Origin of the sequence: Pseudomonas sp. 10C3 (assembly GCF_036346185.1) — a bacterium.
Classification (GTDB): domain Bacteria; phylum Pseudomonadota; class Gammaproteobacteria; order Pseudomonadales; family Pseudomonadaceae; genus Aquipseudomonas.
The window spans coordinates 12,214-32,430 of the sequence record NZ_JASJVE010000033.1 but is presented as its reverse complement, the minus strand read 5'-3'; the positions used below and the strand labels follow the sequence as shown (position 1 = coordinate 32,430).

The window sequence follows — 20,217 nt, the reverse complement described above, 5'->3', positions numbered from 1 at the left end:
AAAAAACGCCCCGACATCTTCGACCTCAGCATAGTTAGCCTAGGGTGAAGCGGGCGGGGCGTCAGGGATGCATCTTCGCTAAGTCTAGCGATTACGCTGCGCCGCGCACCATGTCGACGTGAGGGATCCCGGCTTCGAGAAACTCTCCGCTGACAATGACAAAGCCCAGGCGCTCATAGAAGCGTGTGGCCTGGACCTGTGCGCTGAGCATCTGTTGCTTCAGGCCGCGGCGCTCGGCTTCGCCAATCACTGCTTCCATCAGTGCATCACCGACTTTCAGGCCGCGCCAGTCTTTGAGCACCGATAGGCGCCCGATTTCACCGTCAGGCAGCAAGCGGGCAGTGCCAATGGGAAAGTCACCCTCAAATGCCAGAAAGTGCACTGCACTGGCGTCTTCGGCATCCCATTCCAGTTCAGGTGGTACGCATTGTTCTGCGATAAAAACGGCTTCCCGGATACGCCGAATGTCGGCGTTATCTTTCTGCCAATCGGCGACACGTACGGAGATCTTATTCATCGGCAAACCCCAGACTTCCTTGTTTGACCAGCTCGCAGAGCAGGTTGCGTCCATATTCATCGGCCAGCCATGGGTCGAGGTTTTCGCTGTGCAATGCGTCGGCAGCGCAGATCAGTTTGAGCAGTTCGCGCAGATTACCCGGCAACAGCCGACTCTGACCGCTGGCAAATAACAGAAGGTCGTCATCGACTTCAGACCAGGCGAGGCGCGCGCTCGGGTTACGGATCAGTATCGCCCCTTGCTCCAGGCTGAGGAACAGGTCTTCTTCTTCCAGTTCGGGGCCGACGACCAGCTCGGGATAGCGTGGCTCGGTCATGAATTGGCCAAACCAGGTCAACAGCAACCGCTCGTCGCTCATGTGCTCGGCCAACAAGCTTTTCAGACGGTCGAGGGCGTCACGCTGGATCTGGTGCGGATCGCTGACCGGCTGTACGTCAGCGTCGGTGTAGCGTTCTTCGTCCGGCAGGAACTGGCTGAGGAAGTCGGTGAAGTGCGTTAGCACCTCAGCTGCGCTTGGCGCGCGGAAACCGACCGAATAGGTCATGCAGTCATCCACGGCGACGCCACAATGGGCCAAGCGCGGCGGCAAATACAGCATGTCGCCCGGTTCCAGGGTCCACTCATCAGTGACTTCGAAGCCCGAGAGGATGCGCAGGTCTGCGTGTTTCAGCAGTGGGGTCTCGGAATCGCACATTTGGCCTATCTGCCAGTGGCGTTTGCCCTGGCCCTGCAGCAGAAACACATCGTAGTTATCAAAGTGCGGGCCAACGCTTCCGCCTGGCACGGCGAAGCTGATCATGACGTCGTCGATGCGCCAGCTGGGCAGGAATCGGAAGTTCTCCAGCAGCTCACTGACTTCGGGTACGAACTGATCAACCGCTTGCACCAGCAGGGTCCAGTCGCGTTCTGGCAGCTTGCTGAACTCGTCTTCGGTAAACGGACCGCGACGCAGTTCCCAAGGGCGCTCGCCATTCTCGAGAACTATACGGGACTCAACCTCTTCTTCCAGGGCGAGGCCGGCCAGTTCGTCGGCGTCGATCGGGCTCTGGAAGTCCGGCAGCGCCTGACGGATCAGGAGCGGTTTTTTCTGCCAGTAGTCACGCAGGAATTCACGCGCGCTGATGCCGCCCAGAAGTTGAAGAGGAATATCAGGATTCATTTGTAAGCCCTTGAAATGAAAACGCCCGGCACAGCCGGGCGTGTGCAAAAGTTGTTGCGGGTCAAATGCGCTTGGCTTGAGCCACGGCATTGCCGATGTAATTGGCCGGGGTGAGCTTTTTCAGCTCAGCCTTGGCTTGCGCAGGCATTTCCAGGTCGTCGATGAAAGTTTGCAGTGCTTCAGCGCTGATGCCCTTGCCCCGCGTCAGCTCTTTCAGCTTTTCGTACGGGTTCTCGATGTTGTAGCGACGCATGACCGTTTGAATCGGTTCGGCCAGCACTTCCCAGCACGCATCCAGTTCGGCGGCGATTTTTTGCGCGTTGAGTTCCAGTTTGCTGATGCCTTTAAGGCTGGCTTCATACGCGATGATGCTATGGGCGAAGCCCACGCCCAGGTTACGCAAAACGGTGGAGTCGGTCAGGTCGCGCTGCCAGCGGGAAATCGGCAACTTGCTGGCCAGGTGCTGAAACAGAGCGTTGGCGATACCCAGATTGCCTTCGGAGTTTTCGAAGTCGATAGGGTTGACCTTGTGCGGCATGGTCGATGAGCCGATTTCGCCAGCGATGGTGCGCTGCTTGAAATACCCCAGGGAGATATAGCCCCATATGTCGCGGTCGAAGTCGATCAGGATGGTATTGAAACGAGCGATCGCGTCAAACAGCTCGGCGATGTAGTCGTGCGGTTCGATCTGCGTGGTGTAGGGGTTGAAGCCCAAACCCAGCTCGTCTTCGATGAACGCGCGTGCGTTCTCTTCCCAGTCGATGTCCGGGTAAGCCGAGATGTGCGCGTTGTAGTTGCCGACTGCGCCGTTGATCTTGCCCAGCAGCGGAACAGCAGCCACCTGAGCGATCTGGCGCTCCAGGCGATAGACCACGTTTGCCAGCTCTTTGCCCAGAGTGGTCGGAGATGCTGGTTGGCCGTGGGTGCGCGACAACATCGGTACGTCAGCGAAGCGTACGGCCAGCTCGCGAATGGATTCGGCGATCTGGCGCATCAGTGGCAGCAACACACCGTCGCGACCTTCGCGCAGCATCAGCGCGTGGGACAGGTTGTTGATGTCTTCACTGGTACAGGCAAAGTGGATGAACTCACTGACATTGGCCAGCTCAGGCAGCTTGGCGGCCTGTTCCTTGAGCAGGTACTCAATGGCCTTGACGTCGTGATTGGTGGTGCGCTCGATCTCTTTGACGCGTTCGGCGTGGACGGTGGAGAAGTCCTCGGCCAGCGTATTGAGGATCGCGTTGGCTTCAGCCGAAAAGGCCGGAACTTCAGTGATTTGCGGATGAGCAGCCAGGCGCTGAAGCCAGCGTACTTCAACCATGACGCGAAAACGGATCAAGCCGTATTCACTGAAAATCGGGCGCAGGGCCTGGGTTCTGCCGGCGTAGCGGCCGTCAACAGGGGAAACCGCAGTGAGCGAAGAAAGCTGCATGGGGTGCTCTCGGACAGTCGGGCAACGAAAAGGGGCGCATATCATACATGAAATGCTGGTCAGTTCTGTTCGGACTGACCAGCGTAGAGCGCGCAATAGTTAATAGTGTCGGTGTTCAAGGGGTAGCCGTACAGCGTTGCGAATCAGCCGCGCAACATCGGGTAAAGCTCTTTGAGTAGCTTGCGACGGCTGATGACCAATTGCCAGCGATGACCGCCCAGCTGTCGCCATAATCGCGCGGAGCGAATACCGGCCAGCAGCAGGGCGCGAATTTTCGACGCATTGTTGGGTTGTTGCAGATTACGCATGTCGCCATGAACCTGAATTCGTTGGCGCAATGTGCTCAGTGTGTCCTGATAAAGCGCGCCGCTCGCGGCAATTACGTTGTCGTGAACCAGGCCGAAATGCTCAACCTGGGACTTGATCTGCGGCAAGCGTTTGCCGATTACTTCTAGCAGGTCGTCACGCTTGGCCAATTGCCGCTCCAGGCCCAGCATCGACAGGGCATAACGCAGTGGTTCGCGTTGCAGGCTGGTCGGGTCCCTTTCCAGTGCGCTGACCAACGAACGATAACCCTCGCGCAGGTTCAGGTCGTCACCGCCGTAGACTTCCAGTGTGTCTTTGGGGTCCATGACCAGCAGGCTACCCAGCATGCAGCCGAGCGCCGCTTCACTGACCTGGCCAGTTTTGGCAATCTTGTCGACCAGCACGGCCGCCTGGAATACACCGCCCAAGGCGACCAGTTGCTCTTGCATCGGAGTCATCAGCGCTTGTCCTTGCTGTGCCAAGGCTCGGCCACTTCGATGACGCCGCCTCCCAGGCAGATTTCGCCCTCGTAAAACACCACGGACTGGCCTGGTGTGACTGCGCGCTGGGGTTCTTCGAACGTGACGCGGTAGCCGGTGGCTGTCTGTTCAAGCGTGCATTTCTGGTCGCTTTGGCGATAACGCACTTTAGCGGTCAGTTGACGTGGGGTGCTCAGATCGATCGGGTTGACCCAATAAATTTCCGACGCCGTCAGTGCCTGGGAGAACAGCCACGGATGATCATTGCCCTGACCGACGATCAGCTCGTTGTTTTCCAGGTCCTTGGCCAGTACGTACCACGGGTCGTCGCTCGCGTCTTTCAAACCGCCGATGCCGAGCCCTTGGCGCTGGCCGATGGTGTGATACATCAGTCCATGATGGTGGCCGATGACTTCGCCTTCGGTCGTCTTGATCTCGCCGGGCTGGGCGGGCAGGTACTGCTTGAGAAAGTCGCTGAAACGACGCTCACCGATGAAGCAGATGCCGGTGGAGTCTTTTTTCTTTGCTGTGGCCAGTTCGTGTTTTTCCGCGATGGCGCGCACGGCAGGTTTTTCCAGCTCGCCGACCGGGAACAGGGTCTTGGCGATCTGCTCGCCGCCCACAGCATGCAGGAAGTAACTCTGGTCCTTGTTCGGGTCCAGGCCTTTGAGCAGTTCGGTGCGGCCGTCGATGTCGCGACGACGGACGTAATGGCCTGTAGCGATCAGGTCTGCGCCGAGCATCATGGCGTAATCGAGAAATGCCTTGAACTTGATCTCGCGGTTGCAAAGGATGTCCGGGTTGGGCGTACGTCCGGCTTTGTATTCAGCCAGGAAATGCTCGAACACGTTGTCCCAGTACTCGGCGGCAAAGTTGGCGGTGTGCAGTTTGATGCCGATTTTGTCGCACACGGCCTGCGCATCGGCCAGGTCTTCGCGGGCGGTGCAATAGTCGGTTCCGTCGTCTTCCTCCCAGTTCTTCATGAACAGGCCTTCCACCTGATAGCCCTGCTCAATCAGCAGGAGGGCAGAGACGGAAGAGTCCACGCCGCCGGACATACCGACAATGACGCGGGTCCTTTCTGGATCATGAGGAGCTGGATCGTGGGGGGCTGGATCACGCATAGGAATTCAATGGGTGGCTTCAAAAAGGACGCAATTCTAACAGGCCGTGATCAAGCAGTCTCACGCAGTAAGCCTAAACCGAAGCGTTCGCCGGTCAAATAATCGTCGATGCAGCGCATCACCAGTTCGCTGCGCCAGCGGTCGCGCTGCTCCATAAGCGCTTCTCGAGTGAGCCAGCGTGGTCCAATGATGCCCTCGTCGAGCGTGTAATCGGGTCGTTGGTGCAATGGCTTGCCGGCGAAGCAGACGCGTTGGTAAGTCACGCCGTTGCTGGGGGCGGTGTACAGGTAGATGCCGATCACGCCGGTCAGCTCCACATCCCAGCCGGTTTCTTCCAGTGTTTCGCGTAGAGCGGCCTGGATCAGACTTTCGTCGGCTTCCAAATGCCCGGCAGGCTGATTAAATACGGCTCGGCCCTCAGCGACTTCCTCGACCATCAGGAAACGGCCCTCGTCTTCGATGACGGTTGCCACGGTCACGTGCGGAATAAAACGCATGAAAGGTGGATCTCCTTTAATTAAGCGGCGTCGCTTGGCCGCGAGAGGAGCCATAATAGCTGTTCGCCCTGTTTTTCAGCGAACCGACGTTTGGTTCTGGAGTGATGTCAGCTCATCCAAAGCAGCGATGTAGTCGCTTTGTAGTGTGGCTACATGCCCTGCATTCAGGGGGTTGTAGCAGGTGAGGGTGACATCGGACGATGGAAAAGTGCGTGACTTTCTGTAGAAAAGCTACAAGAATGATGCGCCTTTTCGCGACCCAAATATCCATCCGTTGCGCTATCCGCGCAGCAGATGTCAGACCACGAAAGAAACGGAGTCCAGCATGGGATACCAGAAGATTCAGGTTCCAGCAGTCGGCGACAAAATCACCGTCAACGCAGACCATTCTCTTAATGTGCCGAACAACCCGATCATCCCTTTCATTGAAGGTGATGGTATCGGCGTCGACATCAGCCCGGTCATGATGAAAGTTGTTGATGCTGCAGTTAAAAAGGCTTACGGCGGCGAGCGCAAAATCTCCTGGATGGAAGTCTACGCTGGCGAGAAGGCCACTCAAGTCTACGATCAGGATACCTGGCTGCCTCAGGAAACCCTGGACGCTGTTAAAGACTACGTCGTTTCTATCAAGGGCCCGCTGACCACTCCAGTCGGCGGCGGCATTCGTTCCCTGAACGTTGCCATGCGTCAGCAGTTGGACCTGTACGTCTGCCTGCGCCCAGTGCGTTGGTTCGAAGGCGTGCCTAGCCCGGTCAAGAAGCCAGGCGACGTCGACATGACTATCTTCCGTGAAAACTCCGAAGATATTTATGCTGGCATCGAGTGGAAAGCCGGTTCGCCGGAAGCGATCAAGATCATCAAGTTCCTCAAAGAGGAAATGGGTGTTACCAAGATCCGCTTTGATCAAAACTGCGGTATCGGCATCAAGCCGGTTTCTCTGGAAGGCACCAAGCGTCTGGTACGCAAGGCTCTGCAGTACATCGTCGACAACGACCGTGACTCGCTGACCATTGTGCACAAAGGCAACATCATGAAGTTCACCGAAGGTGCCTTCAAAGAATGGGCCTACGAAGTGGCTGCTGAAGAATTCGGCGCTACCTTGCTTGACGGCGGTCCTTGGATGCAGTTCAAGAACCCTAAAACCGGCAAGAACGTTATCGTTAAAGACGCCATCGCCGACGCCATGCTTCAGCAGATCCTGCTGCGCCCGGCCGAATACGACGTGATCGCGACCCTGAACCTCAACGGTGACTACCTGTCCGACGCACTGGCTGCTGAAGTTGGCGGTATCGGCATCGCTCCGGGCGCTAACCTGTCCGACACCATTGCGATGTTCGAAGCGACCCACGGTACTGCACCGAAGTACGCTGGCAAAGATCAGGTGAACCCAGGTTCGTTGATCCTGTCTGCTGAAATGATGCTGCGCCACATGGGTTGGGTCGAAGCTGCTGACCTGATCATCAAAGGCACCAACGGCGCAATCTCGGCCAAGACAGTGACCTATGACTTCGAACGTCTGATGGATGGCGCTAAACTGCTGTCTTCTTCTGCGTTCGGCGATGCCCTGATCTCTCACATGTGAGCTGATCGGCGCTAAGCAAAACCGGCCAGTTCAATTAACTTGAACTGGCCGGTTTTTTTTCGGCTGGTTTTTGGTTTAGCGGCCTGATTGCTGACGAATCAGGCAGTTACATCCAGCGGTTGATGGGTCAGATTTGGAACGTCGACAGGGGAGGAGGTTTGGGTCTCGCTCGCAGCTGCAATCTCTACAGCGTGCAAACCTTTGGGCCCCTGAATGATGTCAAAATTAACGGCCTGACCTGCTTTCAAGGTCTTGTAGCCGTCCATCTTTATCGCCGAGTAATGGGCGAACAAATCCTCGCTCTGGCCGTCTTCAATAATGAATCCGTAGCCTTTTGCGTTGTTGAACCACTTAACCTTGCCGCGCTTGGGGTTACTGCTTGCCATGCTCACATCCCTCTGCAAAGGACTCCGTCTGGAGTATGATCCACCTCATCCGCCGGACCGAAAAAAATTTGGTTGACTGCACGGACCCTTTTTACCCAATGTGGGTTCTATTCTTTGTAACACCGTTTTGCCGATAGTCAAGGTCATGCGGCGGTCCACTTGAAAACCGGTCAGACTGCGACTAATTACTGAACCCGCCCACCTACGAACCTTTCTTTCCATGCATGCATTCAGCCAGATTCGACTAACATTCAATCAGGACCGTCCGACACACGAGGATGGTGCTGCTGGAGTGGTGCTACAGGAGGCCAAGCCAGCACTGCAGGCGCCACCGATGTACAAGGTGGTTATATTTAATGATGATTACACACCGATGGATTTCGTCGTCGAAGTGCTCGAGGTGTTTTTTAACCTGAATCGCGAGCTGGCGACCAAGGTCATGCTGGCCGTCCATACAGAGGGACGGGCAGTATGTGGATTGTTTACCCGCGATATCGCCGAGACCAAGGCAATGCAGGTCAACCAATACGCCAGGGAAAGCCAGCATCCGCTACTCTGTGAGATCGAGAAGGACGGTTAACGCCGACCACTTGGGTATGAGGTGAAGCTATGTTGAACCGTGAGCTCGAAGTCACCCTCAATCTTGCCTTCAAGGAGGCACGTTCCAAGCGTCATGAATTCATGACGGTTGAACATCTCTTGCTGGCTCTTTTGGATAATGAGGCTGCCGCGACCGTCTTGCGCGCTTGTGGCGCAAACCTCGACAAACTCAAGCATGATCTGCAGGAGTTCATCGACTCCACGACACCGTTGATTCCTGTCCATGACGAGGATCGCGAAACCCAGCCGACCCTGGGCTTTCAGCGGGTACTGCAACGTGCTGTCTTTCACGTCCAAAGCTCGGGCAAGCGTGAAGTCACTGGCGCTAACGTTCTGGTTGCCATTTTCAGCGAGCAGGAAAGCCAGGCAGTGTTTCTGCTCAAACAGCAGAGCGTTGCACGGATTGATGTCGTCAATTACATCGCTCATGGTATTTCCAAAGTGCCAGGGCATGGCGATCACTCGGAAGGTGAGCAAGATATGCAGGATGACGAGGGCGGCGAGTCTTCTTCTTCAGGCAATCCTCTGGATGCCTACGCCAGCAACCTGAATGAATTGGCGCGTCAGGGCCGGATTGATCCATTGGTCGGACGTGAGATGGAAGTCGAGCGTGTGGCGCAGATTCTGGCGCGTCGTCGCAAAAACAACCCGCTGCTTGTCGGTGAGGCCGGGGTGGGTAAAACCGCCATCGCCGAAGGTCTGGCTAAGCGTATCGTCGACAATCAAGTGCCTGACCTGCTCGCCAATAGCGTGGTGTATTCCCTCGACCTGGGTGCGCTCTTGGCCGGGACCAAATACCGTGGCGACTTCGAGAAGCGCTTCAAAGCGTTGCTCAATGAGCTGAAAAAGCGTCCGCAGGCGATTTTGTTCATTGACGAAATTCATACCATCATCGGCGCAGGTGCTGCTTCTGGTGGTGTGATGGATGCATCGAATCTGCTCAAGCCGCTGCTGTCTTCGGGGGATATCCGCTGCATCGGCTCGACAACGTTCCAGGAATTTCGCGGGATCTTCGAAAAAGATCGGGCTTTGGCGCGGCGTTTCCAGAAGGTTGATGTGTCCGAACCGTCCGTGGAAGACACCATTGGCATCCTGAGAGGGCTCAAGGGGCGTTTCGAGCAGCATCATGGTATCGAGTATAGCGACGAGGCATTGCGCGCCGCTGCCGAGCTAGCATCGCGCTACATCAATGATCGGCACATGCCGGACAAGGCCATTGATGTTATCGACGAAGCCGGGGCTTATCAGCGCTTGCAGCCCATCGAGAAGCGCGTGAAGCGTATCGAAGTGGCTCAGGTTGAAGATATCGTTGCCAAGATTGCGCGTATTCCGCCTAAGCATGTCAACAGCTCCGACAAGGAACTGCTGCGTAATCTTGAGCGCGACCTCAAAATGACCGTGTTTGGTCAGGATGCAGCGATTGATTCGCTGTCGACCGCGATCAAGTTGTCGCGCGCCGGTCTGAAATCGCCGGATAAACCGGTCGGTTCGTTCCTGTTTGCAGGTCCTACGGGGGTCGGCAAGACCGAAGCGGCTAGGCAGTTGGCCAAAGCCTTGGGCATTGAACTTGTGCGTTTCGATATGTCCGAGTACATGGAGCGTCATACCGTTTCGCGCTTGATCGGTGCACCGCCGGGTTATGTTGGCTTCGATCAGGGTGGTTTGCTGACCGAGGCGATTACCAAGCAGCCGCATTGCGTACTGCTGCTCGATGAAATCGAGAAGGCGCATCCGGAAGTCTTCAACCTGCTGCTGCAGGTCATGGACCACGGTACGCTGACTGATAACAACGGGCGCAAGGCGGACTTCCGCAACGTGATCGTGATCATGACCACCAACGCTGGCGCAGAAACTGCTGCGCGTGCCTCGATTGGCTTCACGCATCAGGATCACTCTTCCGATGCAATGGAAGTGATCAAGAAAAGTTTCACGCCGGAATTCCGTAACCGTCTGGACACCATTATCCAGTTTGGTCGCCTCAATCATGAGGTCATCAAAAGTGTGGTGGACAAGTTCCTTACCGAACTGCAGGCGCAGCTGGAAGACAAGCGTGTGCTGCTTGAAGTGACTGACGCCGCCAGAACCTGGTTGGCTGAAAGTGGCTACGATGCGCAGATGGGTGCAAGACCCATGGCTCGTTTGATCCAAGACAAGATCAAGCGTCCGCTGGCTGAAGAGATTCTCTTCGGTGAGTTGGCCGAGCACGGTGGCGTGGTGCATATCGACGTCAAGGACGGAGAAATGACCTTCGACTTCGAAACAACGGCAGAAATGGCTTAAGCCAAAACCAAAAAGCCCTGTATCTCACCTTTGATCGGGTGGTACGGGGCTTTTCATGGGCGAAATCTGTGTTGCGCGACAGTGCGGGAAGCCAAATCCCGCTCACACAAAAACGCCCGGCACAGGCCGGGCGTTTTTGTTAAGACCTGTTAGCGGGCGCGGTAAGTGATACGCCCTTTGCTCAAGTCGTAGGGCGTCAACTCGACGCGGACCTTGTCGCCGGTAAGAATACGGATGTAATTCTTACGCATTTTGCCGGAAATATGCGCGGTGACAATGTGCCCATTTTCCAACTCCACACGGAACATGGTGTTGGGCAGGGTGTCGACGACCGTGCCTTCCAGTTCAAAAGCTTCTTCTTTCGCCATGTAGTAAAAGGCCTCGGTATCCGATGAGTGGCCTGGTGCAACTGCTCCAGGCAAAAGCGGCGTGCATTGTGCCCGAAAAATAGGGGTTAAGCCAAGCGCTTCAATAAAGAGTGACCCATCTCTGGTTCGTAAGCAGCTCAATGGGCCGATATTGGGTTTTGTAATTCATCTTTTTACAGTTCTTTATCCAGTAGCCCAGGTAGACCGCATGGAGCTGCAATCTGGCCGCCTCGGCGATCTGCCAGAGAATCGCGTAGCGGCCCAGACTGCGGCGCTCTTCGCCTGGTTCATAGAATGTATAAACCGCCGAAAGGCCGGTGGGTAAAAGGTCAGTAACGGCGACTGCCAAGAGGCGTTCGTCGAGGCGAAATTCGTAGAATGTCGAGAAAGGCAGGTCGCGTACCAGAAATGTTGAAAACTGGTCACGACTAGGGGGGTACATGTCGCCATCAGCATGCCGCTGCTCGATATAGCGCTGATACAGGTCGAAGTACTCTTCGCTGAATCGTGGCTGAGTCGGGGTCACCTGCAGATCGGCATTGCGCTTGAAAATGCGCTTTTGCTGACGATCTGGAACAAACAGTCCCACAGGAATGCGAGCAGGAACGCACGCGCTGCAATTCTGGCAGTGAGGCCGGTAAAGATGGTCTCCGCTGCGGCGAAAACCCATGTCGGAAAGATCGGCGTACACCTGAACATCCATCGGCTGGCTAGGGTCCAGAAACAGCGTCGTCGCTTGTTCCTCAGGCAAATAGCTGCAGGAATGGGGTTGAGTGGCATAAAACTTAAGCCGCGCCAGCTCTGTCATGATCAACCCTCGGATAAAATCTCTAGTTAAGAGTGTATGTCAGGCTATGAAACTCGCCTAGGCAGCCAGTCGGCGATATTAGGTTGATCCAGGTGCTGGCGAAGGTAGTCGGCAAATGTGGTGCGGGTAATCGCTCTGGCGCCGAAGCTGTGCAGATGTTCGGTTGGCATCTGGCAGTCGATCAGTACGAAACCCCACGCCTTCAGGCGCTCGACCAGCGTGGCAAAGCCGACTTTCGAGGCGTTGTCCGCCCGACTGAACATGGACTCGCCAAAAAACAACTGGCCTATTGCCAGGCCATAAAGGCCTCCGACCAAGGCATCCTGCTCCCAAACCTCCACGCTGTGGGCATAGCCGCGTCGATGCAGTTCAAGGTAGGCCGATTGCATCGAGTCGGTGATCCAGGTGCCATCGGCGTAATCGCGCGGCGCGGCGCACGCTTGAATGACGGCTGTGAAATCCTGATCAAAGGTCACCTGGTAGCGCCCCTGGCGCAACACTTTGCCCAAACTGCGAGAAATGTGCAGTTCCTCGGGAAATAATACCGTGCGCGGATCTGGTGACCACCACAGGATCGGCTGTCCCTCCTGAAACCAGGGAAAGCAGCCATGACGATAAGCCTGAATCAAGCGGTCGGCGGATAGATCACCGCCTGCGGCCAGCAAGCCGTTCGGCTCACGCATGGCTTTTTCCAGTGGAGGAAAGGTCAGGTCGTTACGTTGTAACCAGGTCAGCATGGTATCAAGACTTATCGAAGGGGGAGGGCGGTACACTCGACGGCTGCAACTCTATGGCGTCGGTGTGGTCGTAGACGGTCCCGTTGACGAAACCTGAGGCCGATGTGTGTAGCCAAACGATGCAATCAATGGCTTGGGTGTGCGACACGGCAGGATCCGGATGTTTGATGTCGTTCATAACAACACTCCATAAGCCTTTGTCACGAAAGACAATGCATGCTCAAATTGAGTCGTTCGTCCGGCGCTTGAAGATATGCTACACGCAAGCCAGACTAGCGTGGCAACGGCGGTGCAAACCCGTACAATGCCGCCCTTATTGGTGTTTTTTCAAGTGATTAGCCGGGTTGTAGATAAGCGTATCCATTTGTTTCATTTTTACCGAACGCTAGACAGCAGTATTTCGTAGTCAATCATCAGATGTTCGCGCTAAGGCGCAGGAAAAGAAGCGTTTTGAAGAAATCCACCGTAGCATCCAGTTCCATTCCGCTCTGGCGTCAACAGTTGCACTACCGGCTCAAGGAAGGTGCGCTGATCGCTATCGGCGCCCTGTGCCTGTATCTGATGATGGCGTTATTGACCTACGATCAGGCCGACCCCGGTTGGAGCCATACCAGTAGTGCCCGGCAGGTGCAGAATGCTGCGGGGCGCGCTGGCGCATTCTCGGCTGACATATTGTTCATGGTGTTGGGTTATTTTGCGTACATCTTCCCGCTGTTGTTGGCGGTCAAGACGTATCAAATCTTTCGTCAGCGTCATGAGCCGTGGCAGTGGAGCGGTTGGTTGTTCTCCTGGCGCCTGATCGGCCTGGTCTTCCTGGTATTGTCTGGTGCGGCCTTGGCCCATATTCACTTTCACTTCACTGCGGGCCTGCCAGCATCGGCCGGTGGTGCGCTGGGCGAAAGTCTGGGCGATCTGGCAAAAAACGCGTTGAATATCCAGGGCAGCACCCTGATGTTCATTGCGCTGTTTCTGTTTGGCCTGACGGTTTTTACCGATCTTTCGTGGTTCAAGGTGATGGATGTCACCGGCAAGATCACGCTTGACCTGTTCGAGTTGTTTCAGGGCGCGGCCAATCGCTGGTGGACGGCCCGTGGCGAGCGCAAGCAGATGGTTGCGCAACTGCGTGAGGTTGATACCCGTGTCAGTGAAGTGGTGGCGCCTGTCGCCCCTGATCGCCGGGAGCAGGCCAAGGCCAAAGAGCGTTTGATCGAGCGCGAACAAGCCCTCAGCAAACACATGACCGAGCGCGCAAATCACGTACCCGCGGTGATTGCTCCGGCGCCGGCCAAAGTGGTGGAGCCGAGCAAGCGCGTGCAGAAAGAGAAACAGGCGCCATTGTTCATCGACAGCGCGGTGGAAGGTACCTTGCCGCCGATTTCGATCCTTGATCCGGCAGAGAAGAAAAAGCTCAACTACTCCCCCGAATCGCTGGCTGCCGTCGGTCATCTTCTGGAAATCAAACTCAAAGAGTTTGGTGTGGAAGTCACCGTTGACTCCATTCATCCGGGACCGGTGATCACGCGCTACGAAATTCAGCCCGCCGCCGGGGTCAAGGTCAGTCGAATCTCCAACCTGGCCAAGGATCTGGCGCGTTCGCTGGCCGTGACCAGTGTGCGTGTGGTTGAAGTCATCCCGGGCAAGACCACCGTCGGCATCGAGATTCCTAACGAAGACCGGCAGATCGTGCGCTTCTCCGAGGTGTTGTCCACTCCGGAATTCGATGACGCCAAGTCCCCGGTCACTCTGGCCCTGGGGCATGACATTGGCGGCAGGCCGGTGATTACCGACTTGGCGAAGATGCCGCACCTGCTGGTGGCCGGTACTACCGGTTCCGGTAAGTCGGTGGGGGTCAACGCGATGATCCTGTCGATCCTGTTCAAGTCGGGGCCGGAAGACGCCAAACTGATCATGATCGACCCGAAAATGCTTGAGCTGTCGATCTACGAAGGCATTCCGCATCTGCTGTGCCCTGTCGTCACCGACATGAAGGACGCGGCCAACGCCCTGCGCTGGAGCGTCGCCGAGATGGAGCGGCGTTACAAACTGATGGCGAAGATGGGGGTGCGTAACCTGTCGGGTTTCAATCACAAGGTCAAAGAAGCTCAAGACGCCGGCACGCCGCTCGAAGATCCGTTGTACAAACGCGAAAGCATGCACGACATAGCGCCGCTGCTGACCAAATTGCCGACCATCGTGGTAGTGGTCGACGAATTCGCCGACATGATGATGATCGTCGGCAAAAAGGTCGAAGAGCTGATCGCCCGAATCGCCCAGAAAGCCCGGGCAGCTGGTATTCACTTGATTCTCGCGACCCAGCGGCCATCGGTGGACGTGATCACTGGTTTGATCAAGGCCAACATTCCTACTCGCATGGCGTTTCAGGTATCGAGCAAGATCGATTCGCGGACCATCATCGATCAGGGCGGCGCCGAACAACTGCTCGGTCACGGTGACATGCTGTACATGCCGCCGGGTACCAGTCTGCCCATTCGTGTCCATGGTGCTTTTGTGTCTGACGAAGAGGTCCACCGCGTCGTGGAGGCCTGGAAGTTGCGTGGCTCACCTGACTACAACGAAGACATCCTTGCGGGCGTTGAAGAGCCCGGTAGTGGCTTTGATGGCGGCAGCGAAGGCTCGGATGACAGCGAAAGCGATGCTCTGTATGACGAAGCGGTACGTTTCGTCCTGGAAAGCCGCCGCGCTTCCATTTCCGCGGTGCAGCGCAAGCTGAAGATCGGTTACAACCGCGCCGCCCGAATGATCGAAGCAATGGAAATGGCGGGCGTTGTGACGTCCATGAACACCAACGGCTCGCGTGAGGTCATCGCACCGAGCCCAATGCGCGACTAACCCAGACAGCGCGACAGTGCGCTGTCTGGGCTCCACTGAATTCAATGAGGACTCCCATGCGTCTTATCCGCATGCTGTTGGTATCTGCACTGGCTTTTTCCGCTATCCCGGCCTATGCCGATAGCAAAGATGTCGCGCGACTCACTCAGTTGCTTGAAAAATCACAAACCCTGACCGCCCGGTTTTCTCAATTGACACTGGACGGCGGCGGTACCCAATTGCAGGAAACAGCCGGTGACATGGCGTTGCAGCGTCCAGGCCTGTTCTATTGGCATACAGACGCGCCTCAGGAACAGTTGATGGTATCCGACGGGAAAAAAGTCTCGTTGTGGGACCCGGATCTGGAACAGGTGACAATCAAGACCCTCGACCAGCGGCTGACCCAGACCCCTGCATTGCTGTTGTCCGGTGATGTGTCCAAGATCAGCGAAAGCTTTGACATCAGCGCGAAGGAAGCCGGCGGCGTGATCGACTTTGTGCTCAAACCCAAGACCAAGGACACACTGTTCGACAGCCTGCGGCTGTCTTTTCGCAATGGCGTCATCAATGACATGCAGTTGATTGACAGCGTCGGCCAGCGCACCAATATCCTGTTCACGGGCGTGAAAGCCAACGAGCCGATTGTTGCCGGCAAATTCAAATTCAATATCCCGAAAGGCGCTGATGTCATTCAGGAATAAGAGGTTTTAACCGCGGCCCATGGACTTGTTTCGTAGCGATCCGATAGCTCAGCCCTTGGCCGCGCGCTTGCGTGCGGCCAATCTGGATGAATACGTCGGTCAGGAACACCTGCTCGCTCATGGCAAGCCTCTGCGTGAGGCGCTTGAGCAGGGCGCTTTGCATTCGATGATCTTCTGGGGGCCGCCGGGCGTGGGTAAAACCACGCTGGCACGGCTGTTGGCGAAAGTCTCGGATGCGCATTTCGAAACGGTCTCGGCAGTGTTGGCCGGGGTCAAGGAAATCCGTCAAGCCGTCGAGATTGCCAAGCAGCAGGCGGGGCAATACGGTCGCCGAACCATTCTGTTCGTCGACGAAGTGCATCGTTTCAACAAGTCGCAGCAGGACGCCTTCCTGCCTTACGTAGAAGACGGCACTCTGATTTTTATCGGCGCGACCACTGAGAATCCGTCTTTTGAACTGAACAACGCCTTGCTTTCCCGTGCGCGGGTTTATGTCCTGAAAAGCCTCGACGAAGCGGCGTTGTACAAACTGGTGCAGCGTGCACTGACGGAAGAGCGTGGTCTGGGCAAACATCAACTGAGCCTGAGCGACGAAGGCTTCAAGATGCTCCTGGCTGCGGCTGATGGTGACGGCCGGCGTTTGCTCAACCTGCTGGAGAACGCTTCCGACCTCGCCGAAGATGGCACCGAGATCAGTGTCGAGCTGCTGCAAAGCCTGCTTGGCGACAGTCGTCGTCGGTTCGATAAGGGCGGCGAAGCGTTTTACGATCAGATTTCAGCGCTGCATAAGTCGATTCGCGGTTCCAACCCTGACGCGGCGTTGTACTGGTTCGCGCGGATGATCGATGGCGGTTGCGATCCGTTGTACCTGGCGCGCCGTGTTGTGCGCATGGCCAGTGAAGACATCGGCAATGCTGACCCTCGGGCGCTTACGTTATGCCTGTCGGCGTGGGATGTGCAGGAGCGTCTGGGCAGCCCCGAGGGTGAGCTGGCGGTGGCACAGGCCATCGTTTATCTGGCCTGCGCGCCAAAAAGTAACGCCGTGTACATGGGCTTCAAGGCAGCGATGCGCGAAGCGACCGAACATGGTTCGCTGGAGGTTCCGCTGCACCTGCGTAATGCGCCGACCAAGCTGATGAAGCAGCTGGGCTATGGCGAAGAATACCGTTACGCCCACGATGAGCCCGACGCTTATGCCGCTGGCGAAGACTACTTTCCGGACGATCTTGAGCCGCGCCAGTACTACCAGCCGGTACCGCGTGGCCTTGAGCTGAAGATCGGAGAAAAGCTTAATCACCTGGCGGCACTGGACAAAGCAAGCCCACGTAAGCGGAGAAAGTAGTGATTCGATTGATTCTTGCAGTATCCGCCGGGGGTATCGCTGGTACATTATTGCGCTTCGCCACCGCCAGCTGGATCTCGGCGAACTGGCCGCGACACTTCTACACCGCAACATTGGCCGTTAACATCGTCGGCTGCTTGCTGATTGGTTATCTGTACGGACTGTTCCTGTTGCGTCCCGAAGTACCGATCGAGCTTCGTGCAGGCCTGATGGTAGGTTTTTTGGGTGGCCTGACGACATTTTCATCTTTTTCACTGGATACGCTGCGCTTGCTGGAAAGCGGGCAGGTGCCGCTGGCACTGGGCTACGCGGCAATCACCGTATTCGGCGGGCTGCTCGCGACGTGGGCTGGCCTGTCCTTGACCAAACTTTGATAGACGAGAGAACGATATGCTCGATTCCAAACTGTTACGTACCCAACTTCAGGACGTAGCGGATCGCCTGGCGTCCCGTGGTTTTACCCTGGACGTGGCCCGCATCGAAGCGCTGGAAAACCAGCGCAAGACCGTCCAGACCCGCACAGAACAGTTGCAGGCCGAGCGTAATGCCCGCTCCAAATCCATCGGTCAGGCCAAGCAGCGCGGCGAAGACATCGCGCCGTTGATGGCCGACGTCGAGCGTATGGCTGACGAACTGAGCACCGGTAAAGTCGAACTGGATAATATTCAGGCCGAGCTGGACGGGATGCTGCTGAGCATGCCGAACCTGCCACACGAATCGGTTCCAGTCGGCGCGGATGAAGACGACAACGTTGAAGTTCGTCGTTGGGGCACACCTACCGTGTTTGACTTCGAGGTCAAGGACCACGTCGAGCTTGGCGAAAAGTACGGCTGGCTGGATTTCGAAACCGCCGCCAAGTTGTCTGGCGCCCGCTTCGCGTTGTTGCGGGGCCCTATTGCTCGCATGCATCGTGCATTGGCGCAGTTCATGATCAACCTGCACGTCACCGATCACGGCTACGAAGAGGCTTACACCCCGTACCTGGTACAGGCACCCGCGTTGCAGGGCACAGGCCAGTTGCCGAAGTTCGAGGAAGACCTGTTCAAGATCACTCGCGAAGGCGAGGCGGATCTGTACTTGATCCCGACTGCGGAAGTGTCGCTGACCAATATCGTTGCTGGCGAAATTCTCGATCCAAAGCAATTACCGCTGAAGTTTGTTGCGCATACCCCATGCTTTCGCAGCGAGGCCGGTGCATCGGGTCGCGATACACGCGGGATGATTCGTCAGCACCAGTTCGATAAAGTCGAAATGGTTCAGATCGTAGAGCCTGGCCAGTCGCAAGCGGCACTGGAAACACTCACCGGCAACGCTGAGCGCGTTCTGCAACTGCTGGAACTGCCTTACCGCGTACTGGCCTTGTGCACCGGTGATATGGGCTTCAGTGCGGTGAAGACGTACGACCTTGAAGTCTGGATCCCAAGCCAGGACAAATACCGCGAAATTTCCTCGTGCTCCAACTGTGGCGATTTCCAGGCGCGACGTATGCAAGCGCGCTGGCGTAATCCGGAAACCGGTAAGCCAGAATTGGTTCACACCCTGAACGGTTCCGGTCTGGCTGTAGGTCGGGCGCTGGTCGCCGTATTGGAAAACTATCAGCAGGCCGACGGTTCTATCCGTGTTCCTGAAGTACTCAAACCCTACATGGGTGGGCTTGAGGTTATAGGCTAAATGGAATTCCTGCCGCTGTTCCATAACCTGCGTGGCAGTCGCGTGCTGGTGGTCGGCGGGGGTGAAATTGCCTTGCGCAAATCACGCTTGCTCGCTGATGCCGGTGCGTTATTGCGGGTGGTTGCGCCCGAGATAGAAGCGCAATTGTGCGAGTTGGTGGAGCGCAGCGGCGGCGAACTAATTTTACGTGGCTATGCCCAAGGCGACCTTGTGGGGTGCGTGCTGATCATCGCCGCCACCGATGACGAGCCGCTTAACGCTCAGGTGTCGCAAGATGCCAGGCAGCGTTGTGTGCCGGTCAACGTGGTGGATTCGCCTGCGTTGTGCAGCGTTATATTCCCTGCAATCGTTGACCGTTCACCGTTGGTGATTGCGGTGTCCAGTGGCGGTGATGCGCCGGTGCTGGCGCGGTTGATTCGCGCCAAGCTTGAAACCTGGATTCCCTCGACGTATGGCCAATTGGCCGGCTTGGCGGCGCGATTCCGCAGTCAGGTGAAAAACCTGTTCCCCGATGTTCAGCAGCGCCGGGCATTTTGGGAAGAGGTGTTTCAGGGACCTGTCGCTGATCGCCAGTTGGCCGGGCAGGGCGCTGAAGCCGAGCGTCTGCTGATTGCTAAAATCAATGGTGAGGCGCCCAGCGCACCCGGCGAGGTGTATCTGGTGGGCGCAGGGCCGGGCGATCCGGATTTGCTGACCTTCCGCGCTTTACGTCTGATGCAGCAAGCCGATGTGGTGCTTTACGACCGCCTGGTGGCGCCGGCGATTCTGGAACTTTGCCGGCGCGATGCCGAGCGAGTCTATGTCGGTAAACAGCGTGCCGATCACGCTTTGCCGCAGGATCAGATCAATCAGCAGTTGGTTGTTCTGGCCAAGCAAGGCAAGCGTGTACTGCGTCTCAAAGGCGGCGATCCGTTCATCTTCGGGCGTGGTGGCGAAGAGATCGAAGAGCTGGCGGCCCACGGTATTCCGTTTCAGGTGGTGCCAGGCATTACTGCTGCCAGCGGTTGCGCAGCCTATGCCGGTATTCCGCTGACCCACCGTGATTACGCGCAATCAGTGCGCTTTGTTACCGGGCATTTGAAAGACGGCACCACGGACCTTCCCTGGAGCGATCTGGTCTCACCGGCGCAGACATTGGTGTTTTACATGGGCCTGGTCGGCTTGCCGATTATTTGTGAACAGTTGATCCAGCATGGCCGTTCCCCGGACACGCCTGCAGCGCTGATTCAGCAGGGCACCACCTCGAATCAACGGGTATTCACTGGCACATTGGCCAACTTGTCACAACTGGTCGCTGAGCATGAAGTGCATGCGCCAACGCTGGTGATCGTCGGCGAAGTGGTCCAGTTGCGAGAAAAACTGGCGTGGTTCGAAGGCGCTCAAGGACAGCTCTAGCGCA

20 protein-coding genes are annotated in these 20,217 nt (G+C 56.7%); 9 read left to right on the top strand and 11 right to left on the bottom strand.

The window, feature by feature from the left end:
* Window positions 1-91 precede the first annotated feature (91 nt).
* The 6 genes from QN399_RS23535 to QN399_RS23510 form a co-directional block, all read right to left on the bottom strand.
* Window positions 92-517 (bottom strand): GNAT family N-acetyltransferase, encoded by a 426-nt coding sequence (locus QN399_RS23535; RefSeq protein ID WP_322178410.1) that lies wholly within the window; start codon window positions 515-517, stop codon window positions 92-94.
* A complete protein-coding gene (locus QN399_RS23530) occupies window positions 510-1,676 on the bottom strand; it encodes a cupin domain-containing protein (RefSeq protein WP_322178411.1) in 1,167 nt (388 codons plus the stop codon). Before QN399_RS23530 ends, QN399_RS23535 begins: the two co-directional genes overlap by 8 nt.
* Window positions 1,677-1,737: 61 nt before the next feature.
* Window positions 1,738-3,108 (bottom strand): adenylosuccinate lyase, encoded by a 1,371-nt coding sequence (purB, locus tag QN399_RS23525; protein WP_322178412.1) that lies wholly within the window; start codon window positions 3,106-3,108, stop codon window positions 1,738-1,740.
* 143 nt (window positions 3,109-3,251) lie between these two features.
* Window positions 3,252-3,872, bottom strand: coding sequence for a high frequency lysogenization protein HflD (gene hflD / locus QN399_RS23520; protein WP_322178413.1), 621 nt, complete (start codon window positions 3,870-3,872; stop codon window positions 3,252-3,254).
* The gene (gene mnmA, locus QN399_RS23515; protein WP_322178414.1) at window positions 3,872-5,017 is read right to left on the bottom strand and encodes a tRNA 2-thiouridine(34) synthase MnmA; all 1,146 of its coding nucleotides are present in this window, start codon (window positions 5,015-5,017) and stop codon (window positions 3,872-3,874) included. Before mnmA ends, hflD begins: the two co-directional genes overlap by 1 nt.
* A 50-nt stretch (window positions 5,018-5,067) precedes the next feature.
* Window positions 5,068-5,514 (bottom strand): NUDIX hydrolase, encoded by a 447-nt coding sequence (locus QN399_RS23510; RefSeq protein ID WP_322178415.1) that lies wholly within the window; start codon window positions 5,512-5,514, stop codon window positions 5,068-5,070.
* Between the two features lie 325 nt (window positions 5,515-5,839).
* Between QN399_RS23510 and icd the strand changes: the two genes are divergently transcribed.
* Window positions 5,840-7,096 (top strand): NADP-dependent isocitrate dehydrogenase, encoded by a 1,257-nt coding sequence (gene icd, locus QN399_RS23505; RefSeq protein ID WP_322178416.1) that lies wholly within the window; start codon window positions 5,840-5,842, stop codon window positions 7,094-7,096.
* A gap of 98 nt (window positions 7,097-7,194) precedes the next feature.
* On the opposite strand, the gene cspD is transcribed toward icd, so the two are convergent.
* Window positions 7,195-7,482, bottom strand: coding sequence for a cold shock domain-containing protein CspD (gene cspD / locus QN399_RS23500; protein WP_322178417.1), 288 nt, complete (start codon window positions 7,480-7,482; stop codon window positions 7,195-7,197).
* Window positions 7,483-7,702: 220 nt separating this feature from the next.
* Here cspD and clpS point away from each other — a divergent pair, with 220 nt between their 5' ends.
* Window positions 7,703-8,062 (top strand): ATP-dependent Clp protease adapter ClpS, encoded by a 360-nt coding sequence (clpS, locus tag QN399_RS23495; protein ID WP_219064425.1) that lies wholly within the window; start codon window positions 7,703-7,705, stop codon window positions 8,060-8,062.
* A gap of 29 nt (window positions 8,063-8,091) precedes the next feature.
* Entirely contained in the window at window positions 8,092-10,362 is a 2,271-nt protein-coding gene (gene clpA, locus QN399_RS23490; protein WP_219064426.1) for an ATP-dependent Clp protease ATP-binding subunit ClpA, read from the top strand.
* Between the two features lie 149 nt (window positions 10,363-10,511).
* On the opposite strand, the gene infA is transcribed toward clpA, so the two are convergent.
* The 4 genes from infA to QN399_RS23470 all read right to left on the bottom strand — a co-directional run bounded on the left by infA (window position 10,512) and on the right by QN399_RS23470 (window position 12,453).
* A complete protein-coding gene (infA, locus tag QN399_RS23485; protein WP_322178418.1) occupies window positions 10,512-10,730 on the bottom strand; it encodes a translation initiation factor IF-1 in 219 nt (72 codons plus the stop codon).
* Between the two features lie 100 nt (window positions 10,731-10,830).
* Entirely contained in the window at window positions 10,831-11,538 is a 708-nt protein-coding gene (locus QN399_RS23480) for an arginyltransferase (RefSeq protein ID WP_322178419.1), read from the bottom strand.
* 44 nt (window positions 11,539-11,582) lie between these two features.
* Window positions 11,583-12,275 carry a leucyl/phenylalanyl-tRNA--protein transferase gene (aat, locus tag QN399_RS23475; RefSeq protein WP_322178420.1) on the bottom strand — a complete coding sequence of 231 codons (693 nt, stop codon included), beginning with the start codon at window positions 12,273-12,275 and terminating at the stop codon, window positions 11,583-11,585.
* 4 nt (window positions 12,276-12,279) lie between these two features.
* Window positions 12,280-12,453, bottom strand: a complete 174-nt coding sequence (locus QN399_RS23470) for a hypothetical protein (RefSeq protein ID WP_330201770.1) — start codon at window positions 12,451-12,453, stop codon at window positions 12,280-12,282.
* Window positions 12,454-12,692: 239 nt separating this feature from the next.
* Between QN399_RS23470 and ftsK the strand changes: the two genes are divergently transcribed.
* Genes ftsK through cysG form a run of 6 tightly spaced genes read left to right on the top strand, consistent with a single transcriptional unit; the run spans window position 12,693 to window position 20,213 of the window.
* A complete protein-coding gene (gene ftsK, locus QN399_RS23465) occupies window positions 12,693-15,125 on the top strand; it encodes a DNA translocase FtsK (protein ID WP_322178422.1) in 2,433 nt (810 codons plus the stop codon).
* A 56-nt stretch (window positions 15,126-15,181) separates the two neighbouring features.
* Window positions 15,182-15,805 (top strand): outer membrane lipoprotein chaperone LolA, encoded by a 624-nt coding sequence (gene lolA, locus QN399_RS23460; RefSeq protein ID WP_322178423.1) that lies wholly within the window; start codon window positions 15,182-15,184, stop codon window positions 15,803-15,805.
* A 19-nt stretch (window positions 15,806-15,824) separates the two neighbouring features.
* Window positions 15,825-17,147 (top strand): replication-associated recombination protein A, encoded by a 1,323-nt coding sequence (locus tag QN399_RS23455; protein WP_322178424.1) that lies wholly within the window; start codon window positions 15,825-15,827, stop codon window positions 17,145-17,147.
* The gene (gene crcB / locus QN399_RS23450) at window positions 17,147-17,521 is read left to right on the top strand and encodes a fluoride efflux transporter CrcB (protein ID WP_219064433.1); all 375 of its coding nucleotides are present in this window, start codon (window positions 17,147-17,149) and stop codon (window positions 17,519-17,521) included. The genes QN399_RS23455 and crcB overlap by 1 nt, the downstream gene beginning before the upstream one ends.
* A gap of 16 nt (window positions 17,522-17,537) precedes the next feature.
* Complete coding sequence (gene serS / locus QN399_RS23445) at window positions 17,538-18,818, top strand: serine--tRNA ligase (RefSeq protein ID WP_322178425.1); 1,281 nt, start codon at window positions 17,538-17,540, stop codon at window positions 18,816-18,818.
* Window positions 18,819-20,213, top strand: a complete 1,395-nt coding sequence (cysG, locus tag QN399_RS23440) for a siroheme synthase CysG (protein WP_322178426.1) — start codon at window positions 18,819-18,821, stop codon at window positions 20,211-20,213.
* Window positions 20,214-20,217: the final 4 nt, after the last annotated feature.

Coding starts and splice junctions, on each gene's coding strand:
- icd (WP_322178416.1), top strand. CDS start 5,840: ATGGGATACCAGAAGATTCAGGTTCCAGCAGTCGGCGACAAAATCACC.
- lolA (WP_322178423.1), top strand. CDS start 15,182: ATGCGTCTTATCCGCATGCTGTTGGTATCTGCACTGGCTTTTTCCGCT.
- clpS (WP_219064425.1), top strand. CDS start 7,703: ATGCATGCATTCAGCCAGATTCGACTAACATTCAATCAGGACCGTCCG.
- infA (WP_322178418.1), bottom strand. CDS start 10,730: ATGGCGAAAGAAGAAGCTTTTGAACTGGAAGGCACGGTCGTCGACACC.
- serS (WP_322178425.1), top strand. CDS start 17,538: ATGCTCGATTCCAAACTGTTACGTACCCAACTTCAGGACGTAGCGGAT.
- aat (WP_322178420.1), bottom strand. CDS start 12,275: ATGCTGACCTGGTTACAACGTAACGACCTGACCTTTCCTCCACTGGAA.
- mnmA (WP_322178414.1), bottom strand. CDS start 5,017: ATGCGTGATCCAGCCCCCCACGATCCAGCTCCTCATGATCCAGAAAGG.
- QN399_RS23530 (WP_322178411.1), bottom strand. CDS start 1,676: ATGAATCCTGATATTCCTCTTCAACTTCTGGGCGGCATCAGCGCGCGT.
- QN399_RS23480 (WP_322178419.1), bottom strand. CDS start 11,538: ATGACAGAGCTGGCGCGGCTTAAGTTTTATGCCACTCAACCCCATTCC.
- hflD (WP_322178413.1), bottom strand. CDS start 3,872: ATGACTCCGATGCAAGAGCAACTGGTCGCCTTGGGCGGTGTATTCCAG.
- QN399_RS23455 (WP_322178424.1), top strand. CDS start 15,825: ATGGACTTGTTTCGTAGCGATCCGATAGCTCAGCCCTTGGCCGCGCGC.
- cspD (WP_322178417.1), bottom strand. CDS start 7,482: ATGGCAAGCAGTAACCCCAAGCGCGGCAAGGTTAAGTGGTTCAACAAC.
- QN399_RS23535 (WP_322178410.1), bottom strand. CDS start 517: ATGAATAAGATCTCCGTACGTGTCGCCGATTGGCAGAAAGATAACGCC.
- clpA (WP_219064426.1), top strand. CDS start 8,092: ATGTTGAACCGTGAGCTCGAAGTCACCCTCAATCTTGCCTTCAAGGAG.
- ftsK (WP_322178422.1), top strand. CDS start 12,693: ATGTTCGCGCTAAGGCGCAGGAAAAGAAGCGTTTTGAAGAAATCCACC.
- QN399_RS23470 (WP_330201770.1), bottom strand. CDS start 12,453: ATGAACGACATCAAACATCCGGATCCTGCCGTGTCGCACACCCAAGCC.
- QN399_RS23510 (WP_322178415.1), bottom strand. CDS start 5,514: ATGCGTTTTATTCCGCACGTGACCGTGGCAACCGTCATCGAAGACGAG.
- cysG (WP_322178426.1), top strand. CDS start 18,819: ATGGAATTCCTGCCGCTGTTCCATAACCTGCGTGGCAGTCGCGTGCTG.
- purB (WP_322178412.1), bottom strand. CDS start 3,108: ATGCAGCTTTCTTCGCTCACTGCGGTTTCCCCTGTTGACGGCCGCTAC.